The 15,724-nt window shown below is 69.1% G+C and carries 15 protein-coding genes; 1 reads left to right on the forward strand and 14 read right to left on the reverse strand.

Going from position 1 to position 15,724, the window contains the following annotated elements; all coding sequences use genetic code 11:
• Window positions 1–14: 14 nt before the first annotated feature.
• The 14 genes from KF684_03430 to KF684_03495 all read right to left on the reverse strand — a co-directional run bounded on the left by KF684_03430 (window position 15) and on the right by KF684_03495 (window position 14,239).
• The gene (locus KF684_03430) at window positions 15–1,544 is read right to left on the reverse strand and encodes a flagellin (GenBank protein MBX3351961.1); all 1,530 of its coding nucleotides are present in this window, start codon (window positions 1,542–1,544) and stop codon (window positions 15–17) included.
• A 319-nt stretch (window positions 1,545–1,863) separates the two neighbouring features.
• A complete protein-coding gene (locus KF684_03435) occupies window positions 1,864–3,408 on the reverse strand; it encodes a flagellin (protein ID MBX3351962.1) in 1,545 nt (514 codons plus the stop codon).
• A 71-nt stretch (window positions 3,409–3,479) separates the two neighbouring features.
• Complete coding sequence (gene csrA, locus KF684_03440) at window positions 3,480–3,860, reverse strand: carbon storage regulator CsrA (GenBank protein MBX3351963.1); 381 nt, start codon at window positions 3,858–3,860, stop codon at window positions 3,480–3,482.
• Between the two features lie 144 nt (window positions 3,861–4,004).
• Window positions 4,005–4,451 (reverse strand): flagellar assembly protein FliW, encoded by a 447-nt coding sequence (locus KF684_03445; GenBank protein MBX3351964.1) that lies wholly within the window; start codon window positions 4,449–4,451, stop codon window positions 4,005–4,007.
• 160 nt (window positions 4,452–4,611) lie between these two features.
• Window positions 4,612–6,642: a hypothetical protein gene (locus tag KF684_03450; GenBank protein MBX3351965.1), complete on the reverse strand. Its 2,031-nt coding sequence runs from the start codon at window positions 6,640–6,642 to the stop codon at window positions 4,612–4,614.
• Window positions 6,643–6,648: 6 nt separating this feature from the next.
• The gene (flgK, locus tag KF684_03455; GenBank protein MBX3351966.1) at window positions 6,649–8,379 is read right to left on the reverse strand and encodes a flagellar hook-associated protein FlgK; all 1,731 of its coding nucleotides are present in this window, start codon (window positions 8,377–8,379) and stop codon (window positions 6,649–6,651) included.
• A gap of 2 nt (window positions 8,380–8,381) precedes the next feature.
• On the reverse strand, window positions 8,382–8,933 hold the full coding sequence (locus tag KF684_03460) for a flagellar protein FlgN (protein MBX3351967.1): 552 nt from the start codon (window positions 8,931–8,933) through the stop codon (window positions 8,382–8,384).
• Window positions 8,926–9,333, reverse strand: a complete 408-nt coding sequence (locus KF684_03465) for a hypothetical protein (GenBank protein ID MBX3351968.1) — start codon at window positions 9,331–9,333, stop codon at window positions 8,926–8,928. Before KF684_03465 ends, KF684_03460 begins: the two co-directional genes overlap by 8 nt.
• A gap of 2 nt (window positions 9,334–9,335) precedes the next feature.
• The gene (locus KF684_03470) at window positions 9,336–10,433 is read right to left on the reverse strand and encodes a flagellar basal body P-ring protein FlgI (protein ID MBX3351969.1); all 1,098 of its coding nucleotides are present in this window, start codon (window positions 10,431–10,433) and stop codon (window positions 9,336–9,338) included.
• A gap of 94 nt (window positions 10,434–10,527) precedes the next feature.
• Window positions 10,528–11,268, reverse strand: a complete 741-nt coding sequence (locus tag KF684_03475; GenBank protein ID MBX3351970.1) for a flagellar basal body L-ring protein FlgH — start codon at window positions 11,266–11,268, stop codon at window positions 10,528–10,530.
• A gap of 9 nt (window positions 11,269–11,277) precedes the next feature.
• On the reverse strand, window positions 11,278–12,318 hold the full coding sequence (flgA, locus tag KF684_03480) for a flagellar basal body P-ring formation protein FlgA (protein MBX3351971.1): 1,041 nt from the start codon (window positions 12,316–12,318) through the stop codon (window positions 11,278–11,280).
• A gap of 18 nt (window positions 12,319–12,336) precedes the next feature.
• Complete coding sequence (gene flgG, locus KF684_03485) at window positions 12,337–13,146, reverse strand: flagellar basal-body rod protein FlgG (protein MBX3351972.1); 810 nt, start codon at window positions 13,144–13,146, stop codon at window positions 12,337–12,339.
• Between the two features lie 38 nt (window positions 13,147–13,184).
• On the reverse strand, window positions 13,185–13,964 hold the full coding sequence (locus tag KF684_03490; GenBank protein ID MBX3351973.1) for a flagellar hook-basal body protein: 780 nt from the start codon (window positions 13,962–13,964) through the stop codon (window positions 13,185–13,187).
• On the reverse strand, window positions 13,961–14,239 hold the full coding sequence (locus KF684_03495) for a hypothetical protein (protein ID MBX3351974.1): 279 nt from the start codon (window positions 14,237–14,239) through the stop codon (window positions 13,961–13,963). The genes KF684_03490 and KF684_03495 overlap by 4 nt, the downstream gene beginning before the upstream one ends.
• A gap of 213 nt (window positions 14,240–14,452) precedes the next feature.
• Here KF684_03495 and KF684_03500 point away from each other — a divergent pair, with 213 nt between their 5' ends.
• Entirely contained in the window at window positions 14,453–15,418 is a 966-nt protein-coding gene (locus KF684_03500; protein MBX3351975.1) for a tyrosine recombinase, read from the forward strand.
• Window positions 15,419–15,724 lie beyond the last annotated feature (306 nt).

Raw genomic sequence — 15,724 nt, forward strand, 5'->3', positions numbered from 1 at the left:
CTCAGCCGTCGGGGTTAGCCGAGCAGCTGCAGCGCGTTCTGGGGCTGGGAATTGGCGATCGACAGGACCTGCGTCGCCGACTGCGTGAGGATCTGGCTCCTCGTCAGCGCGCTGGTCTCGGCGGCGAAGTCCGCGTCGCGGATGACCGACTCGGCCGCCAGCGTGTTCTCGAGCGAGACGCCCAGCGAGCGGATCGTCGCGCCGACGGTGTTCTTCTGGAACGCGCCCAGACGACCGCGGAGCTCGCTCACCTGCTTGATCGAGGCCGACACGACGCGCTGCGCCTTGGTCAGGTCGCCGTCGACCATGTTCAGCTCGCGACCGGCGCCGAGGTTGGCGAGGTAGAAGTCGTTCCCGTCGGAGTCCTGGTAGCGACCGAGCTCGCGGCTCGCGACGTTCGCGATGCCGATGGAGACCTTGTTGCCGATGTTCACGATGCCGGCGAGCTGGAAGTCAGCGCCGCCGCCCGTGATCGTGAACGCGTCGATGTTGCCGAGCTGCTGCGACGCGACGGTCGTCAGCTCGAGCTCGACGTCGAGGAAGTCGGTGTTGATGCGAGCGACCTTGCCGCTCGTGGTCGCGTTGATGCCGTTGATCGTCGCGCCGAGGTTCTGCCCGTAGTCGAGCACGCGGTTGGAGGCGGCGACGAAGCTCGTCGCGCCGCCGGTGTTCGCGGTGTTGTTGTCCTGATCGAGCAGGCGGTAGACGCCGCCGCCGAGCGCGCCGCCGTCGTCGACCACGCGGACGCCGACGAACTCGTTGGCGCCGAACGCCACGCTGTCGAGGCGCACGCCGTCGCCGGAGACCGTCGCGGAAACGCCCGTCACATCGCGGAAGGTGTTGACCGTGTCCGCGAAGTCGGCGAGCGAGGTGCCCGACGAGAAGGACAGCTCGCGAGAGCCCTCGACGCCGCCGATCTCGATGACGAAGCGCTCGGTGGGCGCGTCGGCGACGCCGCCCAGGTCGAGGTTCGCGCCGCCGAAGGAGAGGAACAGCGAGCCGACCTGCGCCGACTGCGTGACCTGCACCACCACGTCGCGGCTGCCCTGATAGGTCAGCTTCGCGCCGTTGACGGCGTACGCGGCGATGTCGGAGTCCACGCCGTCGACGGTGTAGTCGAAGTTGCCGTTGAGGAGCTTGATGCCCTGGAACGAGGTCGCCGCCGCGACGCGGTCGATCGTCTGGAGGATCGAGTCGATCTGCAGCTGGTTCGCCTGCTTCTCGGCGCTCGAGACGCCTCCGTCGTTGGCGGCCTGGGTGACCAGCGCCTGCACCTCGGTCAGCAGGCCCGCGATCTCCTGCAGGCCGCCCTCGGCGATGTTCGCGACCTGGTCGGCGCGCTCCGCGTTGTCGATCGCCTGGCCGGTGCCGGCGGCCTCGGCGCGCAGGTTCTCCGACGCGATCAGGCCCGCCGGGTCGTCCTTGCCGCGGGTGATCCGCAGCCCGGTGCTCAGGCGCTCGAGGGTTTGCGACAGCGCCTGGTTGTTGATGCCGAGGTTTCGCTGCGCGATCAGGGACTGGACGTTCGTGTTGATGCGGCTCATGTGAGCGTCTCCGCGAGACTGACCCGGAGCGATAGCGCGAGACGCGCACTCCGCGCGTCCCTTCGCACCGCGTGCTCGGGGTACCTTCCTTGGACTGTCTCTTGACGCCGCGACTCTCCCGCGACGCTGACCCTGGCACGTTGCCCGGGCGTCCACGGCTATCGGTCCAGAAAAAGTGGCGGATAAGTCGCTTCCGAGATTTTCTTGGACTTCGCCCCGTCCAGACCCACCCAAAAACAGAAAAACCCCAGGGACCGGTCAAGTCCGAGGGGCTCTCAGAGAGGGATGGTGGCTTGTCGGGCGGTCCCCGAAGCGGGGATCAGCCCAGGAGTGTCAGGACGTTCTGGATGCTGGCGTTCGCCGTCGCGAGCACCGTGGTGCCGGCCTGCGTGAGGACCTGAGCCCTGGTCAGCTCGCTGGTCTCCCTCGCGAAGTCCGCGTCGCGGATGTTCGACGACGCCGCCGTCACATTCTCCAGCGTCGCCCCGAGGGAGCGGACGTTGGTCTGGAGGATGTTCCGCTCGAAGGCGCCGAGCCGGCCTCGCAGCACCGCGACCTCGTCGATCGCAGACTCGAGAACCTTGGACGCGGCGATGAAGTTGCTCGTGAGCAGGTCGTTCGTGCCGCCCGACTTGAGCGTGTTGAGGAACTGCAGCTCGATGCTGTCGTCGGGGAGCGTCACGAGCGTGCCTCCCAGTCGCGAGTCGGCGAGAGACTGGATGCCGATGTTGCTCTGGAGACTGCTCTTCACCTGCGGCCCGAGCTGGTAGAGCGCGCCGCCGCCGGTGATGGTGAAGACGGTGGGCGTTCCCGGGACCGTCTGCGCGAAGTCCTGCGTGAGGAAGAGCTCAAGGTCCAGCGCCCTGGTTCGGACGCTGACGGTGAGCCCGTCGCCCGACGCGACCGCGCCGTTGACGATCGCTGTCACGTCGCGCCCGACGTCGCGCTGCGCGTCGATGAGCGTCGCCGTGGTCCAGTCAAGGGGCTCAGGATCGGTCTCGGCCTGCCGGACGGTCGAGAAGAACGCGCCGGCGTTGCCCAATCGCTGCACCGAGACGAAAGCGGACTTGCCGAAGTTGGTGGAGTAGAAGCGCAGGCCCGAGGTGGCGTCGCCGGGGGTGACGAACTCGGCGCGGATGCCGGTGTTGTCGGAGACGCCGTTGATGCCGTCGAGGATGGCGTTGAGCGTGACGCCCGACGCGAACTCGAGGACCTGGACGCCCTCGGGGCCGGCGATCTCGAGCGAGACGTTGTCGGGGATCGTTCCCCCTGCCGGCGTGATGCCCGGCAGCAGGGAGGTGGACATATAGAGACTGGCCTGCTGGGCGGAGTTGATGACCTGGACGTCGATGGGGATGACGTCGCGGGTGCCGAAGCTGACGGCGTTGATCTTGGAGAAGCTGATCGCGTTCCCGTCGATGCCGCTGGTGAGATAGCTGAGCGAGCCGTCGAGGAGCTTGAGCCCGGCGAAGGAGGTGCTGTTGGCGATGCGCGTGATGGACTCGATGGCCGAGTCGATCTGCAGCTGGTTCGCTTCCTTCTCTTCCTTCGAGATGGCGCCCGAGTTGGCCGCCTCGACGACGAGGGCCTTGATGGAGTTGAGCAGGTCGGAGACCTCGGCGAGCGCGCCCTCGGCCGTCGCGATGACGCCGCTTGCTCGCTCGGAGTTCTTGATGCCCTGGTCGATGCCGGCGATCTCGGTGCGCAGTCGCTCCGAGACGATGAGGCCGGCCGGGTCGTCGGCGCCGCGGTTGAGGCGCAGACCGGTGGAGAGGCGTTGCAGTCGGACCTGGAGATCGGTCTGAGACCGCTGCAGGTTCCGCTGGGCGATGAGACTCGAGATGTTTGTCTGTATACGGGCCATGGCAATCCTCCGTGATTGCGTCGGGCTTGCCCGTGGGGATCAACCCCCGCGTCGGGCTGCGTCCCCAAGCGTCAGGCGGTTCGCAACTCGTGCGACTGCGGTGCGGATGTACCGGCCGATCCCTGCGCTCCTCGCGCAGCGTCGGCCCCGCTCTGGTTGGTCGAGATGTTCGTCAGCGTCTTGCCCCCTGCGAGGGCTCCGACGCCTGTGCGCGGGCCCCGCTGGGGGCCGGCGGAAATCTGGTTCAGCGCGCTCAGCTCGCCCCCGGTCAGCCCGGCGGCTCGCTCGTTCTCGGTCCGGATCGCCTCGTACACCTCTTTGCGGTGCACCGCGATCTTCGCCGGGGCGCTGATGCCCAGACGGACCTTGTCGCCGCGGATATCCACGACCGTGATCTCGATCTCGTCGCCGATCATGATCGTTTCGTCGCGCTGCCTTGAAAGGACCAGCATCACTCGGCTCCTTCCTCTGGAGAGGACGCGCGCAACCCGCGCGGTCCTCCCGTCGCCCCGTCATCCGTGACGGCGGCGTCCTTCGTCGTTCTGGAACCGACCCGGCGCGTCGGGCGCGGGGCCTCCTCGATCCCGATCCTCAGCTCACGCCGACACGGCGCGCTGGGGCTGCTGGATGGTCATGATGTGATGACGCGTGGTCCAGCGACGGTCCGCGAGCACCAGCTGCTCGCCGTGACGAAGGAGCGTGTTCACCACGAGCGGACCCTGAAGGTTCGCCGTGAGCGTGTCGTTCACCTTGTTCACGATCACGAAGACCTGCGCGTCGTCGAGCGACTCCAGGCGCAGGTCCTCCATCTGCTCGGGGCGGATCGGCGCCGAGTAGTCGGGGAAGAACAGGCCCGGGTCCGTGATCACGAACGCCAGACTCGGCTCCTCGAGACTCTGCAGCCAGAAAAACGCCGCGTCGTCGCTGGGCTGCAGCAGGCAGTACCTGGTGTACGCCGAGAAGCCCAGCAATCCCTTTGGAAAGGTGATGATGCGGTCGTCATCGATCTCCACGATCCCGAAACGCGTCGTTCGCACCTGCATTGCGGCGCTCCGCAGTCGGCCCTCGTCCGTGTGTGCCCCCGTCGCGACTCCCGCGACGGGCGACCTCCGTGTCCTGCCCCGCCGAGGCCGTCACGGCGGGGTGCACCCCCCCGAGACGAACCCGAGGGGAAAAGAATCCGTTCAAACCGACCCGAGGGCGTCAGCCCAGGAAGTCGAGAAGTGACTGCGAGGTCGTCCTCGCCGCCGTCGCCAGGCCCGCCTGCCGCTGCAGCTCGAGCAGACTGAACCGCGTCGCCGCGTCCGTGTAGTCGAGGTCGCGCAGCCCGCTGCGGATCTGCTCGTCCAGCAGGCGGCTCTGCAGGACCCGATCCTCACCCTTGTCCACGCGCGACGCGCGGATGCCCACCAGCGCCCGCGCACGCACGATGCGATCGATATCTTCTTCCAATCTCTCCCCAGCAATCGAGATGCCACGCCTGTCGTTGCCGTCCAAGCCGTTGCGCAGCTCCACCAGCGTGCTGAAAATGCTGTCGACGCGCACTCCCGACCGGTCCTGCGCAGCAAAGGTTGCCGGGGGGCCGGCGCCGAAGGTCCCGTTCAGCAGGCCGAGGTCCTCCGCCGCGTACCCGTTCAGCGACGACACGCTCGTCTGCCCGGCGCCGCCCGTCGTGTCCTCGAAGACGATCCCGTTCCCGGTCGTCGACAGCCCGGCGCTGAAGACCGCGCCGAAGCCCGCCGCCGCCGCTTCCGAATTGATCTTCGCCAGGATGGTCCCGATGTTCACCAGGTCGTCGGGCACGAGGTCCACCTCGAAGGTCGACCCGTCCGCCAGCGTCACCCGGAAGTCGCGGTTGCGGTTCGGATCGGGGAGCCCCGTCACCGGGTTGATCTGGTTGTGCGCGATCTCCACGCCGCGCCCGAAGTTCAGCACCGTGGTGGGCGTGCGGTCGCTCATCGTTCGCACGCCGAGCGTCGTCGCCGCCGTCGACCCGCTCTCCCCCACCGACATCGTCAAACCGGACACCTCGTTGATCACGTCGATCGCGCGCCCGTCCGATCCGATCTCGACGCGGATGCCAAGGTCCAGCGCCCTCACCGCGGCCTTGAACTCGCCGACCGTCATCGACGGGTCCGTGGTCACGAACCCGATCGCGTCGCCGTTCTGGAAACGGATGTCGCCGAACGCCAGCGCGACCGCCGGTGCGAGGTCGCCCATGCGCGTGCGATCGGTCAGGCGCGGGTCGAGGTCCTGGTTCGCGTTCGTGTTCGCGCCGTTCGCGTCGTTGTAGGTGAACCCCTGCAGGCCGAGATCGCGCGCCACGGTGCCTGCGCCGATGTCGTCGAAGGTGACCGTGTACCCGGCCGCGACATCGAAGCTCAGCCGCTCGCCGGCGAGCCCGCTGGTGGGATACGCCCCGTCGAGCGCCGCGGGGTCCGCCGTCCGGATCGCCGACTCGATGATGTCCAGCACGTCGCCGACGCTCTTCGCGGCCGACAGGTCGACCGAGAAGGTCGCCGGCGTCACGCCGTCGTCGATCGTGATGTTCATCTGCCCGGTCGAGACGCCCAGCTGCCTCGCGCCGCGAACATCGGTGAGCATCGTGTCGCGCGTCAGGGCTGGGTTGAGGTCGATATCGCCCTTCACGCGCGTCGAGAGCGAGCCGAAAGGCAGGTCGGCGCCGATCGTGATTGGCAGGTCAAGCTCGTCGCCGATGTCGGTGCGCAGGCCGTCGCCCTGCCCGACATAGCGATACCCGCCACGGAACTCCTCGATCGGGGGCCGGGCGCTCGTCGAGCCGCCGAACACGTGGATGTCGAGATAGTTGCGGTTCGCGGTCGAGAACAGTTCGTTGAGCAGCGATTGGACCACGACTGCCTGGTTCTGCCGGGTGACCGCGTCCGACGTCGTGTTCAGCTGCTCGCTGGCGATCGCCACCGCTTCGCGCGCCAGGTCGGTCGACTCGCCGAGCGCCGAGTCGAGCGTGTTCAGCGTCGCGCTGGCGTGCTGGATGTTGCGCAGCCGCTGATCGGATCGCTCGATGCGCCCGTCGAGAACAGCGATGACCGAGGTGCCGATCGGGTCGTCGCTGGGCCGGTTGACGCGCCGCCCGGTCGAGATCTGCTCCTGGACGGTGAGCATCTCGAGACTCGTGCGCGTGATGCCTCGCTGCAGCATGTTGCTGGTCAGGAGGTTCGGGGCCCTTGCGAAGCTTGATCCGATGCTGCTCATGGCGTGTCACACGATCGAGAGGAGTGTCTGGAGCATCTCGTCGACGATATTGATGAACCGGGCGGCGGCCTGGTACTGGCGCTGGAACTGGATCAGGTTGAGCGTTTCCTCGTCGGCGCTCACGCCGCTGATCCCGGCGCGCTGGGCCTCGAGGTTCTCTCGCACGAGCCGGGTCGCGTTCGCGCGCGTCTTGGCCCCCGCGGTCTCGACGCCCACGCGCTCGACGGTCTTGAGCCACGCGTCCTCGAGCGTGAGCCCGCCCAGCGACGCGACCGGCCTCTCACGAAGCGTCGCGATCGCCAGCGCGGTCTCGTTCGTGCCATCCGACAGCCCGCCCACCAGCAGCAGCGGCTCGGCGACCAGGTCCGAGCGCACCGCGATGTCGCCGGCGTCGGTCCCGACGAAATAGGTGTTCATCCCCAGCGTCGCGAGGATCCCCGAGGTGTCGTTCTCGAAGTTCACGTCGAAGCCGGCGTCGGTGAAGACGCGCAGCTGTCCAGCGGGCGTGATCTCGGCGTTGAGGTTCGGGATCGCGTTGAGCATCGCGCGCAGATCGTCGAGCGAGGTGTCGTCGCCGAACCCCTGCGCGCCCGTGGCGTCGATGCCGTCGAGATCGACCTCGATGACCGATCGCACTTCCACGCCGCTGCCGTCGCGCACGACGACCGTGAACGAGCCGTTCACCGGCCCGAAGGGCAGCGCGGCGAGCGTGGCGTTCGCCGGGTCGTTGAACGCGAGCGTCTGATCGGCCAGCGGCACGCGCTGCGCACCGAGGATGTCCCGGAGCGGGCTCGACGCCCGGCCCGAGCTGTGCAGCCGGTTGACCTCGAAGATCAGCCCGGACGCGAGCCGGTCGAGCTCGTCGGCGGTCTGCTTGACCGAGCCGTCGCGCAGCTCGAGCAGCCCGCCGATGCGCCCCGAGGTGATGCGCAGTTTCTCATCGTCGGCGCGCACGCGCACCGTGACGACGAGCTCGCCGTCGCGTGTTTCCTGATCGAAATACACGCCACGCGACTCGCCCGCCAGCACGATCGGGGTGGACCCCACGAACACATCGACCGACCCGTTGGGCTGTTCGACCGTGTTGACCTCGATCAGCTGGCTCAGCTCGACGAGGAGCTGGTCGCGCCTGTCGCGCAGGTCGTTGTACTGGGTTCGCCCGGACTCGGATGTCACCACCGCCCGGTTGATCGAGGCGATCTCCTGGAGGATCTCGTCGGCGCGCGTGACCGCCGATCCGATCTGCTGGTCGATGCCTCGCTGCACGCGCGTGAGGTCGGACCGCAGCGCGCGCATGAACGACGCGAGCGTGACGCCCGCCTCGACGACGGTCGCCCGCGTCTCGGTCGCCGCCGGGTTGTTCGCGAACTCCGAGAATGCCGCGAAGAAAGTGTTCAGCTCGCTGGAGAGATCGACGCCGGTGAGTTCGTTGAGCAGCGACTCGACGCCGCTGAGGATGTCGAGCGACACCGACGCGTGGCTCTCGCGCGAGATCCCGTCGATCAACCGCCCCTGCAGCGCTTCGTCGATCTGACGGATGACCTCCACGACGCGCACGCCGCGACCGATGTAGACCCCGCTGCCCTGGTCCGACCCGCTGACGGGCTGGAGGCGCGCGACCTGGCGCGTGTACCCGGGCGTCGAGATGTTCGCGAGGTTGTGGCCCGCGACCTGGATCGCGACCTGGCTCGCCGTGAGCGCCGAATGCCCGATGTTGAAGGCGTTGGTCAGCGTCATGGTCAGCTCGTGATGTCCACGCCGCACAGCGTCGACGCCGGGGCAGCCACCACGCCCCTGGGCGTGTACGCGCCCGACGCGCTCAGGCGCTGATCGACGGTGCGGATGATGCCCTGGATGTGCCTCGCGAGCGTTTCCGCGGCGACTCCCGCCGCCCCGTTGCGCGCGCGCAGCGCCGCGATCACCTCGCGCACCTCGCCGGCGTGCCGGCGCAGGCGCTCCGCGTGGCGCTCGCCCACGCGCGCCGCGATCCAGTCCGAGTTCGCGCGCCAGTGCCTCGGCGCCCCGACCGGGGGACCGCCCAGCGCCTGCACGAGCGCCCCCACGACGGGCTCGCGCCGCTGCTCGATCCCGGCGATACGCTGCACGACCTCGCTCTCGTCGCGCATGCACGACGCCAGATCCGCGTGCTTCGCCCCCGAGATCGCGCGATGCTTGCGCTCCGACAGCCCCAGCAATGTCCGGTGCTCGCGCCCGAGCGCCTCGAGCAGCGAGCACAGCTCGTCGAGGAGCGTTTCGAGCGCCGTCCGGTTGGGCGTGCGTGTGTCAGGCATGGGCGTCGATCCCGTGGTTCGAGGTGGCGCGCAGTGGCGCGCCGTTCACTGACTGGCTTCGCCTGAGCAAGTCCGATGCCACGCGGTCGACAAGCGAGAACCCCTTGGCGCGAACGATGCGTCTCGCGATCTCGGCGTCCAGGAGCGGGCCGAACGCCTTCTCGGCGTCGCCCGGGGCGAAGGGCGCCGCCGCCCCGTTCGTCTCGCGCAGCAGCTTCAGCGTCGGCTCGATCAGCGTGATCGCGACGAGTTCCTCCGCCGAGGCGCGGGCCTGCTGCGCCGGGTTCTTGCCGAGGTTGCCGCGCAGCGCGTCGTCGAACGACGCCACGCGATCACGCCGGTGACCCGCGCTGACGGGGTGCGTGGTGCGGAACGGGCTGATCGCTTCGGCTGCGTTCATGCTCAGTCCGTGATGATCTCGGCGTGCAGGTTGCCGCTGCGACGGAGCAGGTTGAGGATCGCGATCTGGTCGTCGACCGGCAGGTCGATCTGCCGGAACGCGGCGAGCAGGTCCTGCAAACGAGCCGTCTCGTTCGGGCGCCCGGTGGTCTGCACCGCCGCCCAGCGACTCGGCCCGACGAGTTGCTGCGCCTGCGCGCCGCCGGCCGGGGCGGTGTTGATCACCAGGTCCCGATAGGTGATCAGCGTCGGGCCGATCTCGACGTTCCCGGTCGCGACGATCGCGCCCTCGCGCTCGTTCACCACGATCCGCGCCGGCAGGTCGAGCAGCGACGAATCGAAGCGGATGCCCATGATGTCGGCGATGAAGTTCGCCGGGTCGGGGCGCTCCACCTCGGGGATGCGGATGCGGATCACGCGCTCGCTCATCGCCCTGGCCAGCTCCTCGCCGGACTCCTCGAGCCCCAGCCGGTGCTGGTTCACGATGCTCGCGAGCAACTGCGAGGTCGACCACCCGGCGAACGCCGAGTGGATCACCAGCGTGATCGTCCCGTCGGGCGCGACGGTCTGCATGTTGATGTTCTGGACGAGCTTCGCCCCGCCCCGAACGCGCCCGGTCGCGTTGTTGGCGCCCTCGATGATCACCGGCCCCTCGGCGAAGGCGAACACCCCCTGCCCGGGCAGCGGGCCACGCAGCGGCGCCAGGAACAGGCGCCCGCCCGCCAGACTCGGCGCGTTGTTGATCGACGAGACGAAGACATCGATCTCGTCGTCCACCCTCGCGCCCGTCGCCGGGATCTCGCAGGTGACCATGACCAGCGCGACGCTGCGCGCGTTGGCGAGTTCGGTGAAGTTCCCGATCGGGTTGCCCTCGTTCTCGAGCAGCTTGGCGAGCGGGCGGGCCACCACGAGCTGGTCGGCCTTGTCGCCCGTGCCGGGCAGGCCGATGACCAGCCCGAACCCGCGCAGGACGCTCTTGCCCTGCCCCTCGAGGCGCGCGATCTCCTTCACGCTCGCCCCATGGGCCGCCGACGCGCAGAGCACGCACAGCAGCGCAAGGACCGCCACCGGGTGCGCAACCATCGCACGAAGCGTTCCCATCGATCGGTCTCCTATCACGGATCCTCCGTGGTTCATGAGCCGTCGGTCGCAAGCCGGGCGCCAGTCCGTGGCGCCCGCCCCGGGCCTGCGCCGATCAGAAGTTGAAGATCGTGTCCAGCAGCTTCGTGAAGATCCCCTTCTTCGAGGCCTCACGCAGCTCGCCGGAGTGGTAGATCGCCAGGCGAAGATCCGCCAGCTGCGTCGACTGCACCGTGTTGGTCTGCGTGATGTCCTCGGCGCGGCAGACGCCCGAGATCAGCATCACCTGCTCCTCGTCGTCGGAGATGATCGAGGCCCGCGCCTCGAGCACCACCTGCCCGTTGGGCTTCACATCCAGCACCTTCGCGGTGATCCGCGCCGTGATGGCGTCGCGCCTGGCCTGCTGGCCCTCGCCGTCGAACTCGCGCTTCGAGTTCACATCCAGACGGGGCAGGTTCGGGTTCGCGTTCACGCGCAGGCGACCCTGCAGCAGCTCGCCGAGATCGGGGAACTCGTTGACCTCGAAGCGGTTCTTCGATTCCTTCTCGGTGTCGAGCGATTGCTGACGATCGATCCGGCTCGACTGGTTCACGATGATCGTGATCAGGTCGTTCACCTGGATCTGCCGGGGAGGGAGGGGCTGGACGGCGTACAGACTCACCCCGTCCAGATTCGCCACCGGGTTCGCCGGCAAGGGCTGGCCGGCGACCACCGACGAGGGCTGCGGCAGGCCCGGGGCCGGCGCGGACGGGGGCGCCGGCGGCACGACATGGAACAGACTCTGCGCCGACGCGGCGCTCGCGCACGCGAAGAGTGCGCCGATGCAGGCCCGGGTTGCGCGGTCTCGTGTCGTCATGGCGTCTCCTTATCTCTGATCGCTCTCGCCGGCGTCCAGCACCGCAATCCCCGGGCCGGCGGCCCGCGCGACGAACGGCTTGCGGTCGCGCGCCCGGCTCAGCTCCACCAGCTCGCCCTCGCGCGCATCGGCAAGCGCCCTCGCGCGAGTCCGCACCGTCAGCCCGCCGGCGAGCGCGTGCACGGACACCAGGTCCCCACGACGGATCACCAGCGGCGGCTCGACATGATCCGTGCGCAGCACCGAGCCGGCGTCCAGACGCGTCTTCGCGACCGCGCCCAGCGCGTCGCGCATCTCGCGCACCGGCGGCGCGCCGCTGGGCTCCATCCACAGCGTTTCCTGCCCGAGGTGCTCGGGCGTCAGCCGCTCGCCGCGGCTGACCGCGGCGCGGAGCACCACGGCGTTCACACGCAGGCGCACATCCGCCCGGATCGTGCCGTGCGCGACGACGCGGTCGCGCTCGTACACCCACACGCGGATCATCAGCCGCGACGAAGCCGCGGCGCTGGTCTGCACGTCCACGCGCCGGCCCTGCACAGGCGTCGCGAGGAGTTCACGCGACGCGTCGTCGAAACTGATGCGCAGGTCGTCGTGCGCGACGCCGAACAGCCCGGCCAGGGTCTCGATCACGCGGCCCTGCACGCGCTCCCCGGTGGGCGCCTGCGCCGAGTCGCCCGGCTCGACTGCCGTCGCCCGGGGTGTCGCGCCCGTCGTCGAGTGACTCGGTGCGTTGACTCGCAGTTCGCACGCCTGGCCCCCTCGCAGCGCCAGTCGCCCCCAGTTCACGCCGCCTTTTTCGAGCGCGGCGCGGACCTCGCCCAGCGTGACAGGCCGGCTGTGCTTCGCGTCGGCCTCGCGGATGACGACGCCCCCGAGCGACAGCGCGTCGTCGCCCTCGAGCGTCGCGATGTCGCCGAGCGTGATCGGTGCGCCGGTGTTGACGGCGGCGCTGGCGCGCAGCGTGATCGTTCCCGCCAGGCACGCCGGGCCCAAGGCGCTCAAGGCGCTCAACATGCTCAAGGTGATCAGGATGACGAGTCGTCGCGGCATCACGCTGTGCCTCCCTGGTTATCGCCCGAGCTGCGAGATGGTCCGCAGCGCGTCGTCGGCGGCGCGGATCGACTGGCTGTTCATCTCGTACGCGCGCTGCGTGCGGATCAGGTTGATCAGTTCCTTCGTCGGGTCCACGTTCGAGCCCTCGGAGAAGCCCTGCAGGATCGTCCCGAAGTTCTCCTCGCCCGGGTTGGCGACGATCGGCGGTCCGGACGACTGCGTCTCGGCGAACAGGTTCCCGCCGAGCTGCTTGAGCCCCTGCGGGTTGATGAAGTTCGCGATCTGGATCTGACCGACCTCCGCCGGGTCGGCGTTGCCGGGCTGGAACACCAGCACGCGACCGTCGGAGGTGATCTCGATGCTGATCGCGTCGTCGGGGATGTTGATCGCCGGCTCGAGGCGCGGGCCGTTGCTGTTGGCGAGCACCAGCTCGCCGTCGGCGTTGACCGCGAAGTTGCCGGCGCGCGTGTAGGCCACGCCGTCGGGCGCACGGTCGGGCTCGACCTCGACCATGAAGAAGCCGTCGCCCTCGATCGCGAGGTCGAGCGGGCGCTCGGTGTTGATCAGCGAGCCCTGCGTGAAGTCCAGCTGCGTGCCCGACACCTTCACGCCCAGGCCGACATAGAGGCCCGTCGGGCGGATGCCGCCCATCGCGTTCTCGACGCCCGGCTGGCGCTTCTCGAGATAGAGCAGGTCCTCGAAGTTCGCGCGGCTGCTCTTGAAGCCGTCGGTGTTCACGTTCGCGAGGTTGTTCGAGATGACATCCAGGCGCGTGTTGAGCGCCGAGAGCCCGGTGGCGGCGGAGTGCAGTGCGGTGATCGCCATGGTTCGTTCGTCCTCGCGTCAGGTCAGTCGTTGAGAGGTCAGGCGATTCGCCCGAGGTTGTTGATCGCGCCGCGCAGCACCTGGTCCTGGATCTCGATCATCCGCGCGTTGCGCTGCACCGCGCCGCTCGAGCGGTTCACCGCGAGCATCGCCTTGATCGGGTCGACGCCGGACCGCTCGACCATGCCCTGGCGCACGTACGAGGCCGCCGACGCCGGCAGCTGCACGATCGGCCCGGCGAAGCGGAACATGCCCGATCCGTCCTTGGCCAGCGAGCGGTCGTCGGGGACATCGACGAGCTGGATGGTCGCGATGCGCTCGTTGTTCTGCGAGACCGCGCCGTTGGCGTCGATGGAGAGCGTCGCCCCGGGGTCGACCACGATCGGCGCGCCGGCGGTGCTGAGGACCGGCAGCCCGTCGGTCGAGCGCACGAGGCGGCGCTGCGCGTCGACGGTCAGGCGCCCGTCGCGCGACAGGCGCAGACGCGCGTCGCCCTCGCCGCGGCCGGTGTCGACGACGAAGAAGCCCGCGCCCTCGATGGCGAGGTCGAGCGGGTTCTCGGTGAGGTCGAGCTCGCCCTGCGAGAGGTTGGAGCGGGTCGGGTCGACGAGCGTGCCGCCCCCGAGACGCTCGAGGAGTTCCTGCGAGGGCATCTCCATGAGGTTCGACTCGATGCGTTCCGGGGCGCGCTGGCGCAGGATCGCGAAGTCCGGCTTGAACGCCGCAGTCGACACATTCGCCAGGTTGTTCGAGTGCACGTCGGTGCGGTGCATGTTGGTCAGCACGCCCGACGCCGACAGGTACAGGCCGTAGTTCACGGGGCGCCTCCTTCGTTGAACAGCACGACGCCGGCGCGCGGAGCCGTCCCACCGAACGGCTCCACGCGCCCGACTTCCCTCGCGGCGTCGTTGGCCCACAGCCCGCGACCCATGGCGCGAAGACAGTGCAGCGCGCCCAGGGCACGCGTTACGCGTCCCAGTTCCAGCGCGGCGGACCGCGATCCATCGCGGCGAACGCCGGCGCTGCTGTTCGACTCCAGGTTGTCCGACGAGCGGTCCCCGCTCGCGGTGAATGGCTTCCGTGCCTCGCGCATGATCGGCCTCCTTGCCGCGCGGTCGCAAGGCCATACACAACCCGCGTGCCACTCCCCCACGGCGCCTCATCGCCCCCGACGACCGCCCCACGCAGCGCAACGCCCAGCCGACACGGACCTTCCTGCGCCCCGCCCCGCCGGCACGCGCACTTTCCGCCGACCCGCCGCGCCACCTTTGCTGCCCGACGCGGCGCCGGGCCGATCTCAACCGTGGTGCCCACCCAGACCGACCTCACCCTGACCTCCCCGGTCCTCAACGCCACCCTCCACGCGTTCATGCTCTTCGTCCGCGTCGAGTGCGGCATGAGCGCCAACACCCTCGACGCCTACGAACGCGATGTCCGCGAACTCTTCGCCGAACTCGAATCGCGAGGCGTCACCGACCCGGGGGCCGTCCAGCCACAGCACCTGGCCGACCACCTCGCCACCCTCAAGAACGACCGCGCGATGCAGACCTCCAGCGTCGCGCGACACCTCGCCACCATCAAGGTCCTCTTCCGCTGGCTCCACGCCAACGCCAAGACCGAACGCAACCCCGCCGACTGGCTCGACCAGCCCACCCGCTGGAAACGACTCCCCGGCGTCATGTCCCCGGCGCAGGTCAGACGACTCATCGAGACCGCCTCACCCCCGGAAATGCCCCCGGAGGCCGCCGATCCCAGTGCGCCCCCCCTCTGGATGCGCGATCGCGCCATGCTCGAACTGATGTACGCGTGCGGCCTGCGCGCGTCCGAGGTCGGCGCCATCTGCACCCATCAGATCCACCCCCGGCTCGGCACCGTGCTCATCACCGGCAAAGGCGGCAAGCAGCGACTCGTCCCGATGGGAAAGCCCGCGCTCGCCGCGACCGAGCGCTACCTCGATGATTGCCGCCCCTTGCTGGTGCGTCCCGACGGGCGCGACAAGGGACGCCTGCTGCTGTCGCGCACCGGACGCCCGCTCGAGCGCGTCGCGGTCTGGCAGATCGTCACCAAGCACGCCGAGCGCGCCGGGCTGAAGGATGTCCACCCCCACACCCTGCGACACTCCTTCGCCACCCACCTGCTCATCGGCGGCGCCGACCTGCGCGTCGTCCAGGAACTCCTCGGACACGCCGACATCGGCACGACGCAGATCTACACCCATGTCGACAAGAGCCGCCTGAAGTCGGTGCACCAGAAGTTTCACCCGAGGGCGTGAGGCGTCTCTGATCAGAGCCGCGGGCGGCAGCACGCGGCTCGCAGCGCGCGTGGTTCGTTGATCGTTGCTTCCGTGAGGTGCGGGGGGAGTGGGGAGACAGCGGTGAGAAGAGAGAAGGGAGAAGAGGGAGGAGGGGTAGCACCACACTCCGTGTGGTGGCACCGGAGAGAGAGCGAGAGAGCGAGAGAGCGAGAGAGAAAAGAGAAGGCAGAGAATGGAGAGGGAAGCCCGGAGGGTTGGTAGCCCTCCCCTGGCCCCTCCCCTCTCGCTGCGCTCGAGAGGAGGGGGAGGCGAAAAGGAGAGGGA

It is taken from the genome of Phycisphaeraceae bacterium (assembly GCA_019636675.1).
In the GTDB taxonomy this organism is placed as follows: domain Bacteria; phylum Planctomycetota; class Phycisphaerae; order Phycisphaerales; family UBA1924; genus JAHBXC01.